We start from the raw sequence: 17,729 nt of genomic DNA, 5'->3' as shown, positions 1-17,729 counted from the left end.
GATATCCGAACAACCTTTATCGATGACGCTGTGGGTGGATTTTCATAAGGGGTGTCCTCTACGAAGCCGTCTTCAACGAAGAGGCGACCCGCTCCACCGCATACCCGTCTTCATGCCCTCATCGCGTACAGTCTCAAATCCCATGCGCCTGTACAGATTCTCGGCGGGGTTTCCGCGATCGACACTCAGCACGACGTCCAAACCCGCGGCAGAGGCCTGCTCCAGCACACCTCGCAATAGCGCGCTTCCAAGGCCACGACCGCGGTCCTCTGGCATTATCGAGATCTCGACAACTCGCAGCGCATCCGGCTCGGTCGCAAGATACAGCCTCCCGATCGGCCGGCCATTCTTTTCCGCGATCCACCGCTCCAGCCGCTTATAGGTGCGGTCATAGTGTGTCCACTGCATCCGTTCCTGCATCGCTAAAAAATCGCGCATCTGCTCTTCGGGCCATCCGGCGGCGCAGAACTCAGGAGATCGCACCGCATAAAACAGCTGTTTCAAGAACTCCGCATCGTCGGGCCCTTCTCTACGAAGTTCCATGCCTTCAAGCATAGCCATCACATCTCAATCTGCCGGTCCCGGATATTCTTCCACCGAGATACAGTAGCTCATCACCAGCAACGGCTGAGAAACACATAACTTTCGATACACTCTCCTGCATGCCCAGCTCCGGCTCCGGCCGCACTCACAAGCCCCCGTATGACGCTGCACACGCGATCGCTGAACTCTCTGCCGCTGACCCGAAGCTTGGCCGGTTGATTGAGCGCTGGGGTCCTTTCACCATGCGCCTGGCCGCGACACAGTCGCCCTTTGAAGCACTGGCCGAGAGCATCATCTACCAGCAGGTGCATGCCAACGCGGCGCGCGCCATTCACGGCCGCATGATCGAAAGCTTTCATCACGTCTGCGGCATCGGCAATCATCCTTCGCCCGAGCACATTCTCGACTGCCCAAACGAGCAGCTGCGCAAAGCAGGGCTCTCGCATAACAAGACACTCGCTCTACGTGACCTGGCAGCAAAGACCATCGACGGCACCGTGCCCACGCTGGCAAAGATCAAGAAGATGTCCGACGAAGAGGTCATTGAACATCTCGTTCAGGTGCGCGGCATCGGTAAGTGGACTGCCGAGATGCTGCTGATCTTCCGCCTCGGCCGTCCTGATGTTCTGCCGCTCGATGACTATGGTGTACGCAAAGGCTTCGCGCTCACCTTCCTTGGCCTGAAGCCAACGCAGAAAGTCACACCGGACTTGCTCGCAACCAAGGAGCAGATGTTGAAGCGGGCAAAGAGGTGGCGCCCATGGTGTTCGGTTGCAAGCTGGTACATGTGGCGCGCCTGCGATCTGGCTGCCGGCAAACTGCCTGCAGAGTAAACAAATCGGCTAGACCATTTTCCCTGTAGGTGTAGAGTAGGGCTTCCGCTATGGGCGTTTTCCGCAATGAAAACGCCGCTGCACGTCTCTTCCGGGATACCCAGCAACGGGGAAAACGCTCTATGTCACAGGTTTCTCTGCCCGCGCCGATAGCGGCGCCAGAGAAACCACCCCGGCAGTCCAAGCAGAATGGTCCAGAGTACAAGCAACGCTCCATACTCAGCCAGGAAGAGAAGGAGGCCCGAGGCTGTGTCGGCGATATGCCTCCAGCCCTTTCTCAATGCGTCATGTAGACGTGCAGGAAGAGTTGCCTCTTTCGACTCCGCGGTGATTTCTTGGGCATGAAGCGTTATCGTTGCAAATGTAACCCGCTGATGGAGCGCCTTCTCTTCCGCTTCCATCTGTTCGATTTCGCCCCGGATGCGCGCCGCACTTTCTTCCACCTCCAGCACATCGCCGATGCTTCCCGTACGCTGTTGCAGAATCGCGCGGAAGCGTTCTTCTGTGACTCGCGCGGTCTTCAGGCGCTGATCCAGATCCGCGGATTGTGCAGTGACATCTTCGCCGGACCGGCTCTCACTCATCACCTTGCCCAGCCCGCGTAATGCGCCGGAGGCTGCGTCAAGAACGGTGTCAGGCACTCGAAGCTCCGCATTGAATATGCGCCCCCCGTATCGGGGTGTTTCCACCTGAAGACTGGCCGCATAACCCTGATACTGCCTTAGGATCGACTCCGTCTGTATTCTTGCTTCCACCACATTCGATGTCTGCACCATGATCGCCGCCCTCCGGGCAATCAATGTCGCAGGCTTCACAGCGGAAAGATCCGGCCGCTGCTTTGCAACCACATCTTCCCCCACACCCAGCTTGTCATTCGTATAGCGCGAACGTGGAGTGCTGAACCCCTCCGGCGCTCGTAGCACAAGCGGCGGCGGCGAATCTAATATGGCAGATGTGGAGATATAGTCAGCCCTTCTTGCGCCACTGGACCACACCAAGATTAGCAACAGCAGCGATGCTCCGGCGCCCGCCACAATCCACTTGAGCTTCGGTAATTGCTTTTGCTTAGGCCTTTCCTCCAGGAGATCTCGAACCTGGGCCGGCATCGTAGAAAGTCCTGGCGGAACCTCCCATGCCGCCAGGGAGGCCGAAGTGCGACGCATATCAGCCGCTACTCCAGAGCAAACTTCGCAGGCGAACAGATGCGCCTCCATCTCCTGCGCCTCGGCGACGGGAAACTCTCCGTCGAGCCATGCCATGATCTCTTCCGGCGAAAAAGGGTGCTGTGCCATAACCATCCTGCTCATACTCCCTCCTTCTGGCGGCTTCCATCCGCCTGTGCAGTTCCCTGCAAAAGATCGCGCAATGCCGTCCGCGCGCGAAAGAGACGAGACCGCACCGTGTTGACCGGAAGCGAGAGCAGCGCAGCGATCTCCGCGTAGCTCAACTCTTCAAACTCGCGCAGCATCACTACCTCACGGTCGATCGCCTCCAGCTTCGCTACTGCATCGCGCAGAACGAATCCCGTATCAGCGCCTCTCGCCGTCGCGGTTTCGACCTCTTCACTGCTCCAGAACATGGCGCGAAACGCCGCCTTTCTGCGGAACGAACGGAGCTGTTTCAGCGCGATGGCGTAGAGATAGGTTCGGAAGGTTGCCGACGGCCGGTAGTGTGGCGCCGACCGCACTACCGCCATCCACGTCTCCTGCGCTAGCTCGTCCGCCACTGACGGCTCTTTGAGACGGCGCCGGAAGAATCCACAAAGCGGATTCCGATAACGCGCATACAGCTCTTCGAATGCGGGAGTGATGCCAGATGCAAAGGCGAGCATCAACTGCTCATCGCTCGTGCCTTCCCCTGCTCCCGACATCCGCTCCTCCGGCTTGCAGACCATCTCTCGCACCATGCGGCAACGCTCTGATAATTGCGCGAGCGGCGAGAAAGTTCCCTGCTTTCCAAAGACGGATTGGAAAATATTTTGTCGGCGGAAAGACAGCTCTCTTTCAGGCCTAGATGGGAAACGTACACAGGAAGCGTCAAAAACCCATCCTTCGCGACACTACAGCGAAGAATGGGGCCGTGAGGGATTTAGTTTTTTACTCGCAAGGATTCCGCGGAAACTTGCCCGGTACTGCAGGAAGACCAGCACCCACAAAAGCGCCGCAACCAGGGCCGGAGCGATGCCAGGCGACATCGTCAGATGGTACGCCAGGATGTTATACAGCTCTGCCGCCAGCAGGGTGAGCGCAAGGGGCACAAAGAAGCCTGACAACAGCAGCAGGCCTGCAATCAACTGCACCGCGAAGAAAAAGTCGGCGAAGTGAGACATGGCCACTGCGCCGAAGAACTGCAGCGCCAGCGGGTTCGCCGGAGGCTGCTGCGGAATGAAGTGCAGGAATCCGTTCAAGCCAAAGACTGTGAACATCAACCCCAGAAGATAGCGGGCAATCAACGATGCAATCTTCATCAGTCGTTCTCCTTATGCGCTCTGCGCGTGTAGTTGTACGGCGTCAAGATGAGGCCGCAGGAAAGTGTCCCGGTCCTGGCCATACCGCAGCGCCGAAGTTCCGCCGGCTGTAAGGAAGGTCGTATCTGTCACGCCAAGAAAACCGAAAGCCGAGCGCAGATACGGCTCCACAAAGTTCAGCGACTCCATCGCGCTCCCCGGTCCATAGACGCCTCCGGTCGCAAGCAGAAAGGTCGCCTTCTTGCCGGTAATCAAGCCCTTCGGTCCGCCTTCCCCATACGAGAAGGTCTTCCCGACGCGCGCGATCTGATCGATCCACAGCTTCAGCGACGCTGGCACGCTGAAATTATGCATCGGAACTCCAAAGACGTATTCGTCCGCGTTCTGAAGCTCCGCGATCAGCGTATCGGAAAGCTTCAGCAACTCCGCCTGCTGGCCGGTGCGCTGGTCTTCGGGTGTGAATGCGGCTCCGATCCACTCCGCTGTAATCGGCCACAACACGGTAGCGGTAAGATCGCGCACGATAACCTGGCCGTCGGGATGGGCGGCTTTCCAGGTCGACTCAAAGGTCTCGGTCAGTTGGCGCGTAACGGAAGCCCCATACAGTGGGCTGGAATCGACGCGTAAGAGGGTAGGCATGGCCAGAAATCTCCTTTACGACAAATGATGGTTAAGCAACATCTGTCGATTCATAAATAATCGACAAGTGTTGCAAAAGCAACTGCCGACGCGAAAAGAGTTATCCTGCTCTTAGATGGAACCGGCAACCCAAGCCGAGCATGTTTGTACGGAGCCGACTGATCCACGCATCCGCCGTACCCGCCAAATGCTCCAGGATGCCCTCCTCAACCTGCTGAATCGAAAGCACTTCAGCGACATTTCCATCAGCGATATCGCGGCGCAGGCCGGTGTAAACCGGGCCACGTTCTATCTCCACTACCCCGACAAGAACGCTCTGCTTCAGGCCATGACCGAAGTCCGCTTCCGGGAACTCCTCGACCGCCGCGGCGTCGTTTTCAGCTGCGAAGGTGTGTTGCGCTCCTTGGCGCTGGGAGTCTGCGACTTTCTCTCCCAGACGGGAGGGTGCCCCGAACAACTGGCCTCTATGCCGCTTGAGACCTCGATCATTCCCGTCGTCGAAGGCATGATCCTTCACGGCTTCCGGGTGCACCAGGCGCCACCGGAGACGCCGACAGCCCTGATCGCCGCGACCGTCGCATGGGCCATCTTCGGCGCCGCCAAGCAATGGATCCAGACACCGGATCGGCCCCCCGCTGAAGAAGTGGCCACGACCATAGAAACACTGGTCAAGCCGATCTTCTCCGCCATTCAAGCCGCCCAATAGCCCAGCCACGTCTCCAGTTGGAACACGAATTTTGGAGCAACAAGCTTTTCCCGGCCTAAGCACCCGGTGTATGAGTTATTTCAGAGTGAGATCTGGATCAGTTGTTGCAGCACGGGCATGGCGGCAACGTCGGCCGGCGGGTACTGGTCGAGCTCGCAGAAGAAAACCTCTTAGGCGCGTCGCGCGCTTCTTTCAGCATGCATGCCCAGCGCAGCGGGCAGCCTGAGTCAAGCAGTCGATGACGTCGTCATCGGTTTGTTATGGCCGGCAAGGTAGAGCAGCATGGGCCTTGCGGAAAGTAGATGGTTACGCCGATCATTGGCTGTTTCACAGGAGCAACAAAACATGAAGCGCTATCTGATTGAACGCGACATTCCGAAGGTTGGTTCTTTGAACTCTGGGCAGCTCTGCGATGCAGCGGCGACCTCTAACGCCGCACTGGCGCAGCTCGGCCCGGACATTCAATGGGTGCACTCCTACGTCTCCGCTGACAAGACCTTTTGCATCTATCTGGCCAAGGACGAAGCAGTGATTCGTCGTCACGCCGAGATCAGCGGATTCCCGGCAAATAAGATCACCGAGATCTCAAGCATCATCGATCCTTCGACGGGGACGAAGTAGCCCGGATGCCGGATAGTTCCGCCATCCGTGACCTCGTGGGCGAAACAAAATCCTGTGAACTCGTGAGATAGAGTGGGTGCACCATGCCTCGCTCCATCGCCTGTCTTCTTTTACTGCTGGCCACCATTCCTGCCGGCCTGGCTGCTCGTTTTGCCCCACTGCATCTCTCATGGTTCTGGGAAAAGTATCTCGGCTCTGCCCTCTGGGCTGCGGCCCTCTACTGGTTTGTTGCGGCATTGTTGCCGCGGCTGCGGCCACTCGCACTTTTCTTTATCTCCGCCATGGCCGCAACCCTGGTAGAACTCTCGCGGCTTTTCCGGAGCCGCATATTGACGCCTTTCGCCTTACGCTCGCCGGACGGCTTCTGCTTGGCCGTTTCTTCTCGGTTAAAAACATCGCCGCATATCTTCTAGCCATTGCGTTTACGGCCTGGGCCGACACAATCTTCCGCCCCGGCGCATCCAATGCTGAGGCACACTAAAAGAGTGCCTCAACCCATCGTTACGACTCACCTGCCCGGATGATTGGGCAAAGCAGAAACATGGAGAGCAATGGCAAAAACGAAAAAAATCGCGGGAATGCCTGAGTCCGGCACCCCCGTCTCCCCGTCGCCGGAGCAGCATCAGCGCTATGTCTGCGTGCATGGGCACTTCTATCAGCCGCCGCGCGAGAACCCATGGCTTGAGACCGTGGAGGTACAGGAGTCCGCGCAGCCGTATCACGATTGGAATGAACGCATCACCGCCGAGTGCTACTCCACTAACGGAGCTTCGCGCATCGTTAACTCGGCCAACCAGATCGTGCGCATCTCCAACAACTATTCGCGCATGAGCTTCAACTTCGGCCCCACGCTGTTAAGCTGGCTTGCCGAGTTTGCACCGGTCACCTATCGCACTATCCTCGATGCCGATCGCATCTCGGCACAACGCTTCAGCGGCCACGGTTCCGCCATGGCGCAGGTCTACAACCACATCATCATGCCGCTGGCCACTGACCGCGACTGCCTGACGCAGATCCGCTGGGGCAAGGCAGACTTCCGCTTCCGCTTCGGCCGCGACCCGGAAGGCATGTGGCTCGCCGAGACCGCAGCCAATCGCCATGTGCTCGATCTGCTGGCACAGGAAGGCATCAGTTTCACCATCCTCGCTCCTGCACAGTGCGCTCGCGTCCGTCCCCTTCCCAGGGATGGAGGAGCTCCCGCTGGATGGATTGATACCAATGACGCCAAAGTCGATCCCTCACAGCCCTATCTCGTGAAGCTCGACGAGGGCCGCTCCATCACCGTCTTCTTTTACGATGGTCCGGTTTCGCGTGCTGTCGCTTTCGAAGGCCTGCTGAACTCCGGCGAATATTTCGCCAACCGCATCATCAATTCTCTCCCTCCGCGCGACAACAATGGAGTTGCCCCACAACTGGCGCATATCGCCACCGATGGCGAGAGCTATGGACATCATCATCGTCATGGCGAGATGGCGCTGACATACGCCTTTCACTTCATCGAGCAGCAGGGCCTGGCGAAGCTGACCAACTATGGCGAATTCCTGGAGAAATTTCCAGCTTCCTGGGAGGCCGAGATCTTCGACAACACCTCCTGGAGCTGCGCGCATGGCGTAGAGCGCTGGCGCTCCAACTGCGGCTGTAACACCGGACGCGCAGGCTGGAATCAGGAGTGGCGTGCACCACTGCGCGAAGCTCTCGACTACGTCCGCGATAACGTCAATCCGCTCTCGGAAGAGTTCGCTAAACCCTTCCTCAAGGACTTGTGGGCCGCCCGTGATGCGTATGTCCATGTCATTCTCAATCGCAATCCTGAGAACGTCCATGCCTTCTTCGCCGAGCACGCCACACGCGAGCTCACTGGCGAAGAACGAATCCGCCTGATCGAGTTGCTGGAGCTGCAGCGGCATACGCAACTGATGTACACCTCCTGCGGCTGGTTCTTCGATGAGATCTCCGGCATTGAGACTGTGCAGATCATCGCCTACGCCGGCCGCGTGTTGCAGCTTGCCCATCAGCTCTTCGGCGAGAAGGGCAAAGAGCTTGAAGGGAAGTTCCTCGATATTCTGAAGAACGCAAAATCCAATATCGCCGAGATGAGTGACGGCGCCCAGGTCTATCGCCGCTGGGTGCTGGGCATGCGTGTCGGTCTGGAGCAGGTGGGCGCGCACTACGCCATCTCCTCCATCTTCCGCACCTATCCGGAAGAGGGCTACATCTTCTGCTACGACATCCGCCGGCACGAATACAAAGTCTTCTCCTCCGGCCGTGGACGCGTGGCGCTGGGTACCGCCACGGTGCGCTCACGAATTACCGGCGAGTGCGAGATGGTCGCTTTCGCCGTCTTGCATCTAGGCGGCGACCAGAACCTCTCCGCGGCCGTGCGTTCCTACTCTCCGAACGAAGAGGAAGCCTTCAAGAACTTTGCCACGGCCGTCTCCGGAGCCATGGCGCAGGCCAATCTTCCCGACATCATCCGCAGCATCGATGGTTTCTTCCATCACGACCGCTCGCAGACCAGCTACTCCCTGCGTTCGCTCTTCTCCGACGAGCAACACCGCATCCTGCAGACCATTCTGACCAGCACGCTCTCCGAAGTGGAAGAGAGCCTGCGTCGCATCTACCAGGACCACGCATCTCTGCTGCACTTCATCCGCCAGAGCAACATGCCCACTCCGCCCGCCCTGGCCATCACCGCCAACTTTGCGCTCAACGCGGGGATCCGCAATGCCGTAGAGGCTGATCCCTTCGATGCCCCCGCACTCTCCAGCCTGCTGCAACAGGCCTTGACGGATGAGATTCAACTCGACGGTCAGATCATCGGCTACTCCGCCGGCAAACGCATGCACGCCGTAATGCAACAGTTGCGGGATACGCTTTCATCCGACTCTCCCTCGGTAGAGACGCTGCAACTGGCAACCACCATGGCCGAGTGCTTCCGCCAACTCCCCTTCGAGGTGCGCTTCTGGGACAGCCAGAATGTCTGGAACTATCTCCTCGATCAGGTCCGCAACGATCCGCGCCTGAACGAGGCATGGCAGGATGGTTACCGTCGGCTCGGCATCGCGCTCGGCATCGGTGTCGATGAGCTGGTTGTAGAAGAGGGAGTCGGGAAACCCTAGCAGCATCCGGCTACCCCGGATGCTGCGTTAAAAGTTGCAGGTTAAAAGTTAAAGCGTTAAGGTCTGGGCGATTGGAGCCTCACCACATGTGCTCGGAGTAAATGGGTGCTACCCATGACTTAACGCTTTAACTTGCAATTTTTAACTTCTAACGTCGGCCCACCCACGCTTAATCGAGTCGCAATCGCTCCAGAGTCCTCAGCTGCTCGCCAAGCATCTAAGATGGAATTCGCTATGAGCCTTCTGATTACGCCGCAGCAGCTGAACTCGCGCCTGAAAGACCCCGGCACTATTGTGCTGGACGCTACCCTTCCGCCCGTCGGCGTTACACCACCTGTAGACACCCGCGCCCGCTACCTGGCGAAGCATATCCCCGGCGCGGCCTTCTTCGACATCGACGAACTTTCCGATCACACCACACCGCTGCCGCACATGCTGCCTAACGAGCGTGAGTTTGCGAAGGCAGTCTCTTTCCTCGGCGTCGGATCTGATATGACCGTCGTTATCTACGAACAAGAGGGCGTCTTCTCTGCTCCGCGTGCCTGGTGGATGCTGAAGACCTTCGGAGCGGAAGATGTAGTCATCCTCGATGGCGGCCTCAAGGCCTGGGAGGAAGCAGGTTATGCAACCCACTCCGGCTTCGTCACCTGCAAGCCGGCAAGATTCACACCGCGCTTCGACGCCGAGGCAGTCATCAGCTTCGACGAGCTCCAACAGGCCCTGGCCGCGGGAGAGACCATCCTGGATGCCCGCGCAAAGGGCCGCTTCGACGGCACCGCTCCCGAGCCACGTCCCATCTCCTCCGGCCATATGCCGGGCTCCATCAACATTCCCTTCCTGGAGCTCACCGAGAACGGCCGCTTCAAGTCCGCGCGCGATCTGAAGGCGTTGTTCGAGGCGAAGGGTGTGGACAGGAAAAAGCCCATCATCACCAGTTGTGGCTCCGGCGTGACAGCCGCAGTACTCGCTTTTGGCCTGGAGATGATCGGCGCAAAACATGTCACTCTCTACGACGGCTCCTGGTGCGAATACGCCCAGCACCTGGAGGCGCAGATCGAGAAGGCACAGTGACCTCAGAAGAGCTCATCGTACATCTCGGGCTCGAACGTCATCCCGAAGGCGGATGGTATCGCCAGACCTATCTCGCCGCGAAGAAGGTACATACACCTCGCGGCGAGAGGGCTGCCTCCACCGCCATCTACTTTCTGCTTAGCGGCAATGAATTCTCTGCCCTGCACCGTATCCAGTCTGACGAAGTGTGGCACTTTTATGCCGGTGACACGCTGGTCGTGAGCGTGATTCATCCTGACGGCCGCCACGAAGACCTTCTCCTCGGCCAGAGCCTTCCCGCAGGCGAAACCCTGCAAGGCTGGGTCCCCGCAGGTGCATGGTTCGGCGCCCGTTTGAAATGGCCCGGCACCTATGCGCTGGTGGGTTGCACCGTCGCCCCCGGCTTCGACTTCGCCGACTTCGAAATGGGCAACCGCGAGACCTTGAGTCGCCAGTTCCCGCAGCATGTGGAGCTTGTCGCGAAGCTGACGCGGTAGTGAGGCGAGGTTGAAGACGTACCGCATTGCCTGGGTTTGCGTTCCGGCTACTTGAGTGTTTGTGGCAACATTCCCAAGTTGAAAGTTGAAAACGTACTGTTTGGGCTGGCTAAGGTTTCGTCCCATCCCATGCTCTACGTTTTCAACTTTCAACTTAGAAGGCCCCGCCACCGAAGCCTAAAGTCACCCCAGCAGCCATACCAACCGCTACCGTACGTCTTCAACTTTAGGGAAATACTTCGGTTCCACCCCCACCCTCCAAGGGTCATACGCCCCGGCGAAGTTCGTCCGGAACCAGATCGGCGGATGTCCGTCTGACCAGAACTCCTCAAACGGATGCGGCCTTGGATCGTCGAGCGATGTCTCGCCCAGCACCTGGAAGCCATGCACCGCTGCCCGTTGTGGGTCGGCGACGATGCCGTGAATGACTTCCTGGCCATAGATGTCGGCGTTGTGCTCCAGCGTGCGGCTAATCGCGTTCCCGATCGGATCGGAGAGCTGGATCAGCAGCACACTCAACAGCAGCAGTACCGGTGCTGAAGCCCATTCGGTCTCAGCAGAGATTCCCCATCGGGCTCCAAAACGCCGAATTGTTGCGCGCTCGGCCCATACGCCTATCGGCAGCAGTACCAGGATCAACAATGCGGTAGCCCCCATGCCCAGCCAGAGATGCTGCATCACGTAGTGCCCCGCCTCATGGCCGAAGACAAACGCGATCTCGTCCGGAGTTGCACGGGCAATCGTCGTATCCCACACCACCACGCGCTTCGAAGCGCCGACGCCGGTGACATACGCATTCAATCCCGTCACCTTCTCGCTGGCCTTCATCAGGAACATACGATCTGGAGGAATCGCAACCCCACTGCGCTCAACGACTTTCTTGAGCTGCGCCACCAGAGCCGGGTTCGACTGCTGAAGCGGCTCGAACTTGTTGAAGAGCGGATCGATGAAGACCGGCGCGATAAAGACCATGAACACGATGCATGGCAGCATCGCTGCCCATAGCCACCACCACCAGGTACGTGGAAACCGGCGGATCAGTGCATAGACGCCGAGACCGATAAGGACAACGAGGCCGGTCCGCAGCGCAAGCCCTTTGCCCCAATCCGCAAACCAGCTTCCCCAGTGCTGCACAGAAAGTCCATAGCGCACGGCCAATCGATGCCCATACATCGACAGCGGCAGCTTCAGCACCGACACCGTCACCAGCATGGCGCCCAGAAAGAGAACGCCCTGCATCCAAGGCCGCAATGCATGTCTTTCAATCCACGTGCGCACCCGTCGAAAGTAGCCCACACTCAGCAGCACCAGAAGGATCGCGATATCAGCCATAGGTGAAAGCCAGGAGAGCATGGTCCGCTGGCGATGGAGCGCCACGGCCTGTTGCATCTTCTGCGGCGGTAAGCTGTAGAGCATCGGACCGGAGCGCGCCGCCTGTTCTGCGGCCACGACCGCCGGCGGCTCCGCCCGGGCACAGGGGAAAACTGTTGCAAACAAGACAACAAAGAGCCAGCTCAGGCGTCGAAGAGTCATCGGGCGTTGGTGTATCTCCGTCAGAGTGCTGCGATTGTTGCATCGCCGCGTTTCAGGCGCAAGCGGAGCCGCCCAAATTCCGATAAACTCGCATCTCACACGGCCTCTTATGTCCTTGAAGTCAATCTGCACGCTTCTGGCAATCGCATCTGCGGTTGCACCTGCTGTCGTCTCTGCCTCCGGCGCACCCTCTACGCCGCAGCCGTCTGCGTTGCTCGACACCATGCACACCGAGCTTAACCGCGCCATGGATTCGCTCGGAAAGGGCGACCAGCAGCCCCATCCCTACTTCATCTCCTATGAGGTAGCGGACGCCTCTTCGCTGAATCTCGTCGCGCAGTACGGCGCCATCGTTACCACATCGCAAGGCCACCGCCGTGTCGCTGATGTGCAGGTCCGCATCGGTTCGCCCGCCCTCGACAACACGCACGGCGACCACCGCACCTCGGCGCTCACCACGATCAACCTTCCTTTGACTGACGACAAAGAGGCCATTGCCCGCTCCCTGTGGTTTGCCACCAATCGCGGATACGGCAAAGCCCTGGACGGCTACCTGAAGGTGAAGACGGAGACCCAGGTCCGCGCGAAGGAAGAAGATGCTTCCCCGGACTTCTCCGTGGAGAAATCGACCGATTCCGAGACAAAAGCGGTGGCTCCGCTCGCCACCGACATAGAGGCGTGGAAGACGCGGCTTCGCGACATCTCCGCCAGTTTCAAGCCCTATAGGAACATCTTCTTCAACTACGTCGCTCTAACAGCCTCCAACGAGACCGATTACTTCACCTCTAGCGAAGGCACACGTATCGCCAATCCCTACACCACGGCACGCCTGGTCGTAGTCGCCCGTGCCCGTGCCGACGACGGCATGGATCTCTTCCGCGTTGAGACCTTCGAGGCCGATACCCTGGACCACCTGCCGGACCAGAAGGCCGTCCTTGAGAAGTTGACGGCGCTGGCAAAAAATCTCGAAGCTCTGCGCACCGCTCCGGTAACTCAGCCGTTCAACGGACCGGCGATCCTCTCCGGCCGCGCCTCTGCAGTCTTCTTCCATGAGGTGCTCGGCCACCGTCTCGAAGGCCAGCGACAGCGTGGTGATGAGGAAGGACAGACCTTCACCAAATCGCTTGGTAAACCGATCCTTCCCGACTTCCTCTCCGTCGTCGACGACCCCACCATTGCGGCGCTTCATGGCACTCCGCTGAACGGACACTATAGCTACGACGACGAGGGCCAGCCCGCTCAGCGCGTTGAGCTTATCCAGGATGGCGTCCTGAAGACTTTCCTGATGTCGCGGCTGCCGATCGCTTCCGTGTCCACCTCGAATGGCCACGGCCGCGCACAGACGGGCCGCATGCCCGCCGGACGCCAGGGCAACCTCATCGTCAGCTCCACCAAATCGGTCAACGACGTTGAGCTGCGCAAGATGCTGGTTGAGGAAGCAAAGAAACAGGGCAAGCCCTACGGCCTGTTCTTTGAAGACATCTCCTCCGGCTTTGCCGTCACCACGCGCCGCTCGCCGCAGGCCTTCCAGGTCATTCCGCTGGTGGTCTATCGCGTCTATGTCGACGGCCGCCCGGACGAGCTGGTCCGCGGCGTCTCTATCGTCGGTACACCACAGGCAGCGCTCAACCGCATCCTCGCTACCGGCGACCGCCAGGAGATCTTCAATGGCGAGTGCGGTGCTGAGTCCGGCTCGGTTCCCGTCTCTGCCGTCGCTCCGGCCATGCTGGTGAGCGAGATTGAAACTCAACGGCAGGCACAGGGGACCACCCGGCCGCCCATTCTTCCACCACCAGGCATGGATGAGGAGGCTAAGTAAATGAAGACATGCCGTATCTTCTCCTCTCTCACCGTCCTTGGCATTGCTCTCGTTCCTGTCGCTGCCGTAGCGCAGCAACTTCCTGCCGCTGCTGTCACGCAACAACAGACCGATCCCATGCTCATTGCCATGCAGCAGGAGATGGAGCGCAGCCGCCAGAAGCTGCTGCTGCCCGGCATGCTGCGCCCCTACTTCATGGAGTACCGCCTCGAAGACGTCACCGAGTACCAGGCCGACGCAAGCTTCGGCGCCCTGACCAACGAGACGGAGAACCACCAGCGCTTCGTGCGGGTTCAGGTCCGTGTCGGCAGCTATAAGTCGGACAACTCCAGTGCACGCGGCGAAGGCACCGTGCAGGTCGCGCCCATGGACCAGAATCCCGAAGCCATGCGCTACGCTCTCTGGTTTGCCACGGACGAGGCCTACAAAGCCGCACTCAATGCATACTCCCGCAAGCAGGCCGACCTCAAACGCTTCGAAACTCCGCCGACCGCCGATGACTTCTCTCCTGCGAAACCGGTGACGAAAATCGATCCGCTGGTGAAGCTCGACGTCGACCGTGAGGACTGGAAGCAGCGTGTCATCGAAGCCAGCGGCCTCTATGGGACAGATGCGCGCGTAAAAGAGTTCGCACAACAGATTCAGTACTCCAACTCAAGTTTTCGCGGTCTGGCGGTCAACCGTTACCTGGTCAATACCGACGGCACCGCTATCCGTCGCGGATACACGGCGTACTCCGCCGGCATCAGCGTCGGCACACAGGCGCCTGACGGCACGCGTCTCTCGCGGGACAACGGCCCCGTGGCTGCACAGGCAAAAGACCTGGAGACGGCGGCTGTCTTCAAGCAGCGTGTCATCGACGATCTCCTGAGTCTGCGCGCCCTGCAGAACGCTCCCATCGTCATGGCGGAGGATTACCACGGTCCTGTGCTCTTCAGCGGCGACGCCTCCACCGATGTTCTCAACCGGCTCTTTGTTCCCAACATCGAAGCAGACAAGCCCGATACAGGAACCATGGCACGCACCCAGGGTGCCTTCTCGTCGAGCTGGAAGCAGCGCGTTCTTCCTGACTTCCTCGACGTCAAGGACGATCCCGCGATGAAGACCTTTCACGGTAAGTCGCTCATCGGCTCTTACGATATCGACGATGAGGGCGTACCGGCGCAGACAGTACAGGTGGTATCGAAGGGTATCCTGCAGAACTACCTCATCGATCGCGAGCCGGTGAAGGACTTTCCGGAGTCCAACGGTCACGGCCGCGCCGCTCTCGGCCGCCGCGCCGAATCCCACTCCGGCGTGATGATCTTCACCCCCACAAAGGTCACACCTGCCGCCGGGATGGAGAAGAAGATCCTGTCCATGGCGAAGGAGCAGAACCGCCCCTTTGTTTACATTGCGGAGACGATGGGCGGCGAGCTTACTCCGCGTCTGCTCTACCGTGTCACCCCTGACGGCAAACGTGAGCTGGTGCGAGGCGCTGTCTTCGACGAGCTCGACCAGCGCAGCCTGCGCTCAGACATCATCGCAGCCGGTGACGATCCGTATATACAGAACTCGCTCGCACCGCTGCCGCAAACCACCATTGCGCCATCGCTGCTGTTTGGTGACATCGCCGTAAAACGCGCACAGAACGAGCAGCAGAAGCTGCCCTACTACGGACCTCCGCAGTAGAGCATTTTCCTCGTGGGTGTAGTGTAGGCCTTCCGCATCCTATGGCGTTTCCGCAATGAAAACGCCACTGTTTGCTCTTCCGGGATCCCCTGCAACGGGGAAAACGCTCTAAGCTTGAGGGATACTATGCACCTCGATCCGCAACTGCTGAAGGCCATCGCTCTCTCGCTCTTTATCCTTCTGGTTTTGTCCAGTCGTATGAGCAAGGGCTCTGTAAAGCAGACACCTGAGGGACCAGCGTTTCCCCTCAAACCGCTCTTTGCCTTTTCCCGCTGGATCCTGCTGGTGGGTTACGTCGCTCTTGTCGTTACGCTGTCGGTCATGCACGTCAGCAAGATTCCGCCGGTTTGGATCATGGTGGTGCTCATCCTCGTCTGCGTTCTGGTGGTGCTGCGTATGCCTGGAACCATCGTGCTGACTCCTACCGCCGTGGTGCAGCGCTTTTGGTTCTTCAGAGACAAACAGATTCCCTATACCGAAGTCATGGCCGTCAGCGTCTCACAGGCAGGACGCGTCACTCGCGTCATGGGCTCCAACCGGGTCACCATTCTGCATTCCCCCAATCATTCGGCGTCCGAAGCCTTCCGTCAGGAGATGGAACTGCGGACGGGCAAGAAGGCCGTGTTGTAAAGGATTTTCCCTGTAGGTGTAGAGTAGGGCTTCCACATCTATGGGCGTTTTCCGCAATGAAAACGCCGCTGCGCGCCCCTTCCGGGATGCCCAGCAACCGGGAAAATGCTCTAAACAGACCCGAACTTCGTATCCACGGGCTGCGTATCTGCTTCTACAAACAAAAGGAGAGCGGTTCATGAAGAAGCTTTGGCTGTGGCTGTGCGTGGTATTGGCTGGAACGTTGACGTTGCAGGCACAGGCGCCTGTTGACGTAACCGGGACATGGCAGGGAACGATGCAGCCTCAGGGCGCTCCCCGCGAGATGCGCATCCTGCTGAAGATCAGCAAGGATGATGGGGTGTTGAAGGTAGTCGGATATTCCATCGATCAGGGTGGCGCACCGTTGAATGCGAATTCGGCCTCGGTAAAGGCGGATACATTTACCTTCGAGATCGCAGGCATCGGCGCGAAATACGAAGGAAAGATCGCCGCTGACGGCAAGAGCATGACCGGCACTTTCACTCAGGCTGAGCGGCCGACGCCGCTGAACCTCGCCAAGGTCAATCCCGAAGCAGCATGGGAGATTCCCAAGCCGCCCGCTCCCATCAAGCCGATGGCGAAAGACTATGACCCGGTCTTCGAAGTTGCGACGATTAAGCCCAGCAATCCAGACCAACCTGGCATGGGCTTTGGGCTTGGACAGCGCCGCTTCCGCACCATCAACACCACGCTGATCGACATCATGAAGTTCGCCTACGGCGTGCAGGACAAGCAGCTCGTCGGCATGCCGGCTTGGGCCAATGAGATCAAATGGGATATCGATGGACGGCCCGATGGGGAAGGCCAGCCGAACGGAGATCAATGGAAGTCCGCTCTCAGGAAGTTATTGGTGGAGCGCTTCCAGCTCAAGTCCCACGGTGAAGATCGCGAGATGCCGGTCTACCTTCTGGAGCCGGCAAAGGGGGGCGCGAAGCTCTTCAAGAGCGAGGCTGCGGCAGATGGACCGAAGGGCCTCAACTTCCAGGGGGCAGGCATCTTCGTCGCACGCAATGCGACCATGCTCGACTTCTGCGGCCTGCTGCAGGAGACGCTGCTCGATCGCCCTGTACTGGACAAGACAGAGCTTGGAGATAACCGCTATGACTTCAAACTGACATGGCAACCCGATGCCACGCAGTTCGGCGGCCGCTTCGCGAACGCGCCTGTCTTCGATCCTCCACGGCCCGACCTCTACACAGCACTGCAGGAACAGCTCGGCCTGAAAGCCACGCCGACCAAAGCGCCCGCCAAAGTGATGGTCTTCGAGAAGGTCGAGAAACCGTCCGAAAACTAGTTGCTGGTTGCTAGTTCCAGTTGCTAGTTTTGTCGTCGTTGTTGGAATTCAACTAGGGTGTATCGACAAATTGCTGGAGGTGTAACCACGAGCATGCGAGGGCGACGGTAGCAGCGAAGCAAGCAGCGTATTTGCAATATCTTGTGGCGAACCTTCTGAACTGTTTGAGTCTGTTGAAGCATCGTTCGATGCGGTTTCTGAGTTTGTAGAGCGTCAGATCGTAGGTTCGCTGCCGCCGCCGGTTGGCTTTGGATGGGATCACGGCAGTGGCTCCCATGGCTTGAAC

General features: G+C 59.0%; 18 protein-coding genes. 11 read left to right on the top strand and 7 right to left on the bottom strand.

Going from position 1 to position 17,729, the window contains the following annotated elements; translation table 11 throughout:
- Positions 1-72 precede the first annotated feature (72 nt).
- Positions 73-543: a GNAT family N-acetyltransferase gene (locus tag AB4Y89_RS07735; protein ID WP_442300343.1), complete on the bottom strand. Its 471-nt coding sequence runs from the start codon at positions 541-543 to the stop codon at positions 73-75.
- Positions 544-662: 119 nt separating this feature from the next.
- Here AB4Y89_RS07735 and AB4Y89_RS07730 point away from each other — a divergent pair, with 119 nt between their 5' ends.
- Positions 663-1,376: a DNA-3-methyladenine glycosylase family protein gene (locus tag AB4Y89_RS07730; protein WP_442300342.1), complete on the top strand. Its 714-nt coding sequence runs from the start codon at positions 663-665 to the stop codon at positions 1,374-1,376.
- 125 nt (positions 1,377-1,501) lie between these two features.
- Here the strand turns inward: AB4Y89_RS07730 and AB4Y89_RS07725 are convergent, their stop codons facing one another.
- The 4 genes from AB4Y89_RS07725 to AB4Y89_RS07710 all read right to left on the bottom strand — a co-directional run bounded on the left by AB4Y89_RS07725 (position 1,502) and on the right by AB4Y89_RS07710 (position 4,482).
- Entirely contained in the window at positions 1,502-2,683 is a 1,182-nt protein-coding gene (locus AB4Y89_RS07725; RefSeq protein ID WP_442300341.1) for a DUF4349 domain-containing protein, read from the bottom strand.
- A complete protein-coding gene (locus AB4Y89_RS07720; protein ID WP_442300340.1) occupies positions 2,680-3,282 on the bottom strand; it encodes an RNA polymerase sigma factor in 603 nt (200 codons plus the stop codon). Before AB4Y89_RS07720 ends, AB4Y89_RS07725 begins: the two co-directional genes overlap by 4 nt.
- Positions 3,283-3,435: 153 nt before the next feature.
- A complete protein-coding gene (locus AB4Y89_RS07715) occupies positions 3,436-3,843 on the bottom strand; it encodes a hypothetical protein (RefSeq protein ID WP_442300339.1) in 408 nt (135 codons plus the stop codon).
- 12 nt (positions 3,844-3,855) lie between these two features.
- Complete coding sequence (locus AB4Y89_RS07710; protein WP_442300338.1) at positions 3,856-4,482, bottom strand: FMN-dependent NADH-azoreductase; 627 nt, start codon at positions 4,480-4,482, stop codon at positions 3,856-3,858.
- Between the two features lie 115 nt (positions 4,483-4,597).
- On the opposite strand from AB4Y89_RS07710, the gene AB4Y89_RS07705 reads away from it, so the two are divergent.
- The 6 genes from AB4Y89_RS07705 (at position 4,598) to AB4Y89_RS07680 (ending at position 10,475) form a co-directional block, all read left to right on the top strand.
- Positions 4,598-5,188, top strand: a complete 591-nt coding sequence (locus AB4Y89_RS07705; RefSeq protein ID WP_442300337.1) for a TetR/AcrR family transcriptional regulator — start codon at positions 4,598-4,600, stop codon at positions 5,186-5,188.
- Positions 5,189-5,533: 345 nt separating this feature from the next.
- Positions 5,534-5,809 carry a DUF4242 domain-containing protein gene (locus tag AB4Y89_RS07700; protein ID WP_442300336.1) on the top strand — a complete coding sequence of 92 codons (276 nt, stop codon included), beginning with the start codon at positions 5,534-5,536 and terminating at the stop codon, positions 5,807-5,809.
- Positions 5,810-5,892: 83 nt separating this feature from the next.
- Complete coding sequence (locus AB4Y89_RS07695) at positions 5,893-6,222, top strand: DUF2809 domain-containing protein (protein WP_442300335.1); 330 nt, start codon at positions 5,893-5,895, stop codon at positions 6,220-6,222.
- A 138-nt stretch (positions 6,223-6,360) separates the two neighbouring features.
- Positions 6,361-8,928, top strand: coding sequence for a DUF3536 domain-containing protein (locus AB4Y89_RS07690; RefSeq protein ID WP_442300334.1), 2,568 nt, complete (start codon positions 6,361-6,363; stop codon positions 8,926-8,928).
- A 234-nt stretch (positions 8,929-9,162) separates the two neighbouring features.
- Complete coding sequence (gene sseA / locus AB4Y89_RS07685) at positions 9,163-9,999, top strand: 3-mercaptopyruvate sulfurtransferase (protein ID WP_442300333.1); 837 nt, start codon at positions 9,163-9,165, stop codon at positions 9,997-9,999.
- A complete protein-coding gene (locus AB4Y89_RS07680) occupies positions 9,996-10,475 on the top strand; it encodes a cupin domain-containing protein (protein ID WP_442300332.1) in 480 nt (159 codons plus the stop codon). The genes sseA and AB4Y89_RS07680 overlap by 4 nt, the downstream gene beginning before the upstream one ends.
- A gap of 207 nt (positions 10,476-10,682) precedes the next feature.
- On the opposite strand, the gene AB4Y89_RS07675 is transcribed toward AB4Y89_RS07680, so the two are convergent.
- On the bottom strand, positions 10,683-12,008 hold the full coding sequence (locus tag AB4Y89_RS07675; protein WP_442300331.1) for a M48 family metallopeptidase: 1,326 nt from the start codon (positions 12,006-12,008) through the stop codon (positions 10,683-10,685).
- Positions 12,009-12,117: 109 nt separating this feature from the next.
- On the opposite strand from AB4Y89_RS07675, the gene AB4Y89_RS07670 reads away from it, so the two are divergent.
- The 4 genes from AB4Y89_RS07670 (at position 12,118) to AB4Y89_RS07655 (ending at position 17,443) form a co-directional block, all read left to right on the top strand.
- Positions 12,118-13,827, top strand: coding sequence for a TldD/PmbA family protein (locus tag AB4Y89_RS07670; RefSeq protein ID WP_442300330.1), 1,710 nt, complete (start codon positions 12,118-12,120; stop codon positions 13,825-13,827).
- Positions 13,828-15,498, top strand: a complete 1,671-nt coding sequence (locus AB4Y89_RS07665) for a metallopeptidase TldD-related protein (protein WP_442300329.1) — start codon at positions 13,828-13,830, stop codon at positions 15,496-15,498.
- A gap of 126 nt (positions 15,499-15,624) precedes the next feature.
- Complete coding sequence (locus tag AB4Y89_RS07660; RefSeq protein ID WP_442300328.1) at positions 15,625-16,128, top strand: hypothetical protein; 504 nt, start codon at positions 15,625-15,627, stop codon at positions 16,126-16,128.
- A 178-nt stretch (positions 16,129-16,306) separates the two neighbouring features.
- A complete protein-coding gene (locus AB4Y89_RS07655; protein ID WP_442300327.1) occupies positions 16,307-17,443 on the top strand; it encodes a TIGR03435 family protein in 1,137 nt (378 codons plus the stop codon).
- 52 nt (positions 17,444-17,495) lie between these two features.
- Here the strand turns inward: AB4Y89_RS07655 and AB4Y89_RS07650 are convergent, their stop codons facing one another.
- Entirely contained in the window at positions 17,496-17,720 is a 225-nt protein-coding gene (locus AB4Y89_RS07650) for a transposase (RefSeq protein WP_442300643.1), read from the bottom strand.
- Positions 17,721-17,729: the final 9 nt, after the last annotated feature.

The organism is Terriglobus sp. 2YAB30_2, assembly GCF_052114765.1.
Classification (GTDB): Bacteria; Acidobacteriota; Terriglobia; order Terriglobales; family Acidobacteriaceae; genus Terriglobus.
This window is presented reverse-complemented; position numbering and strand designations above follow the sequence as displayed.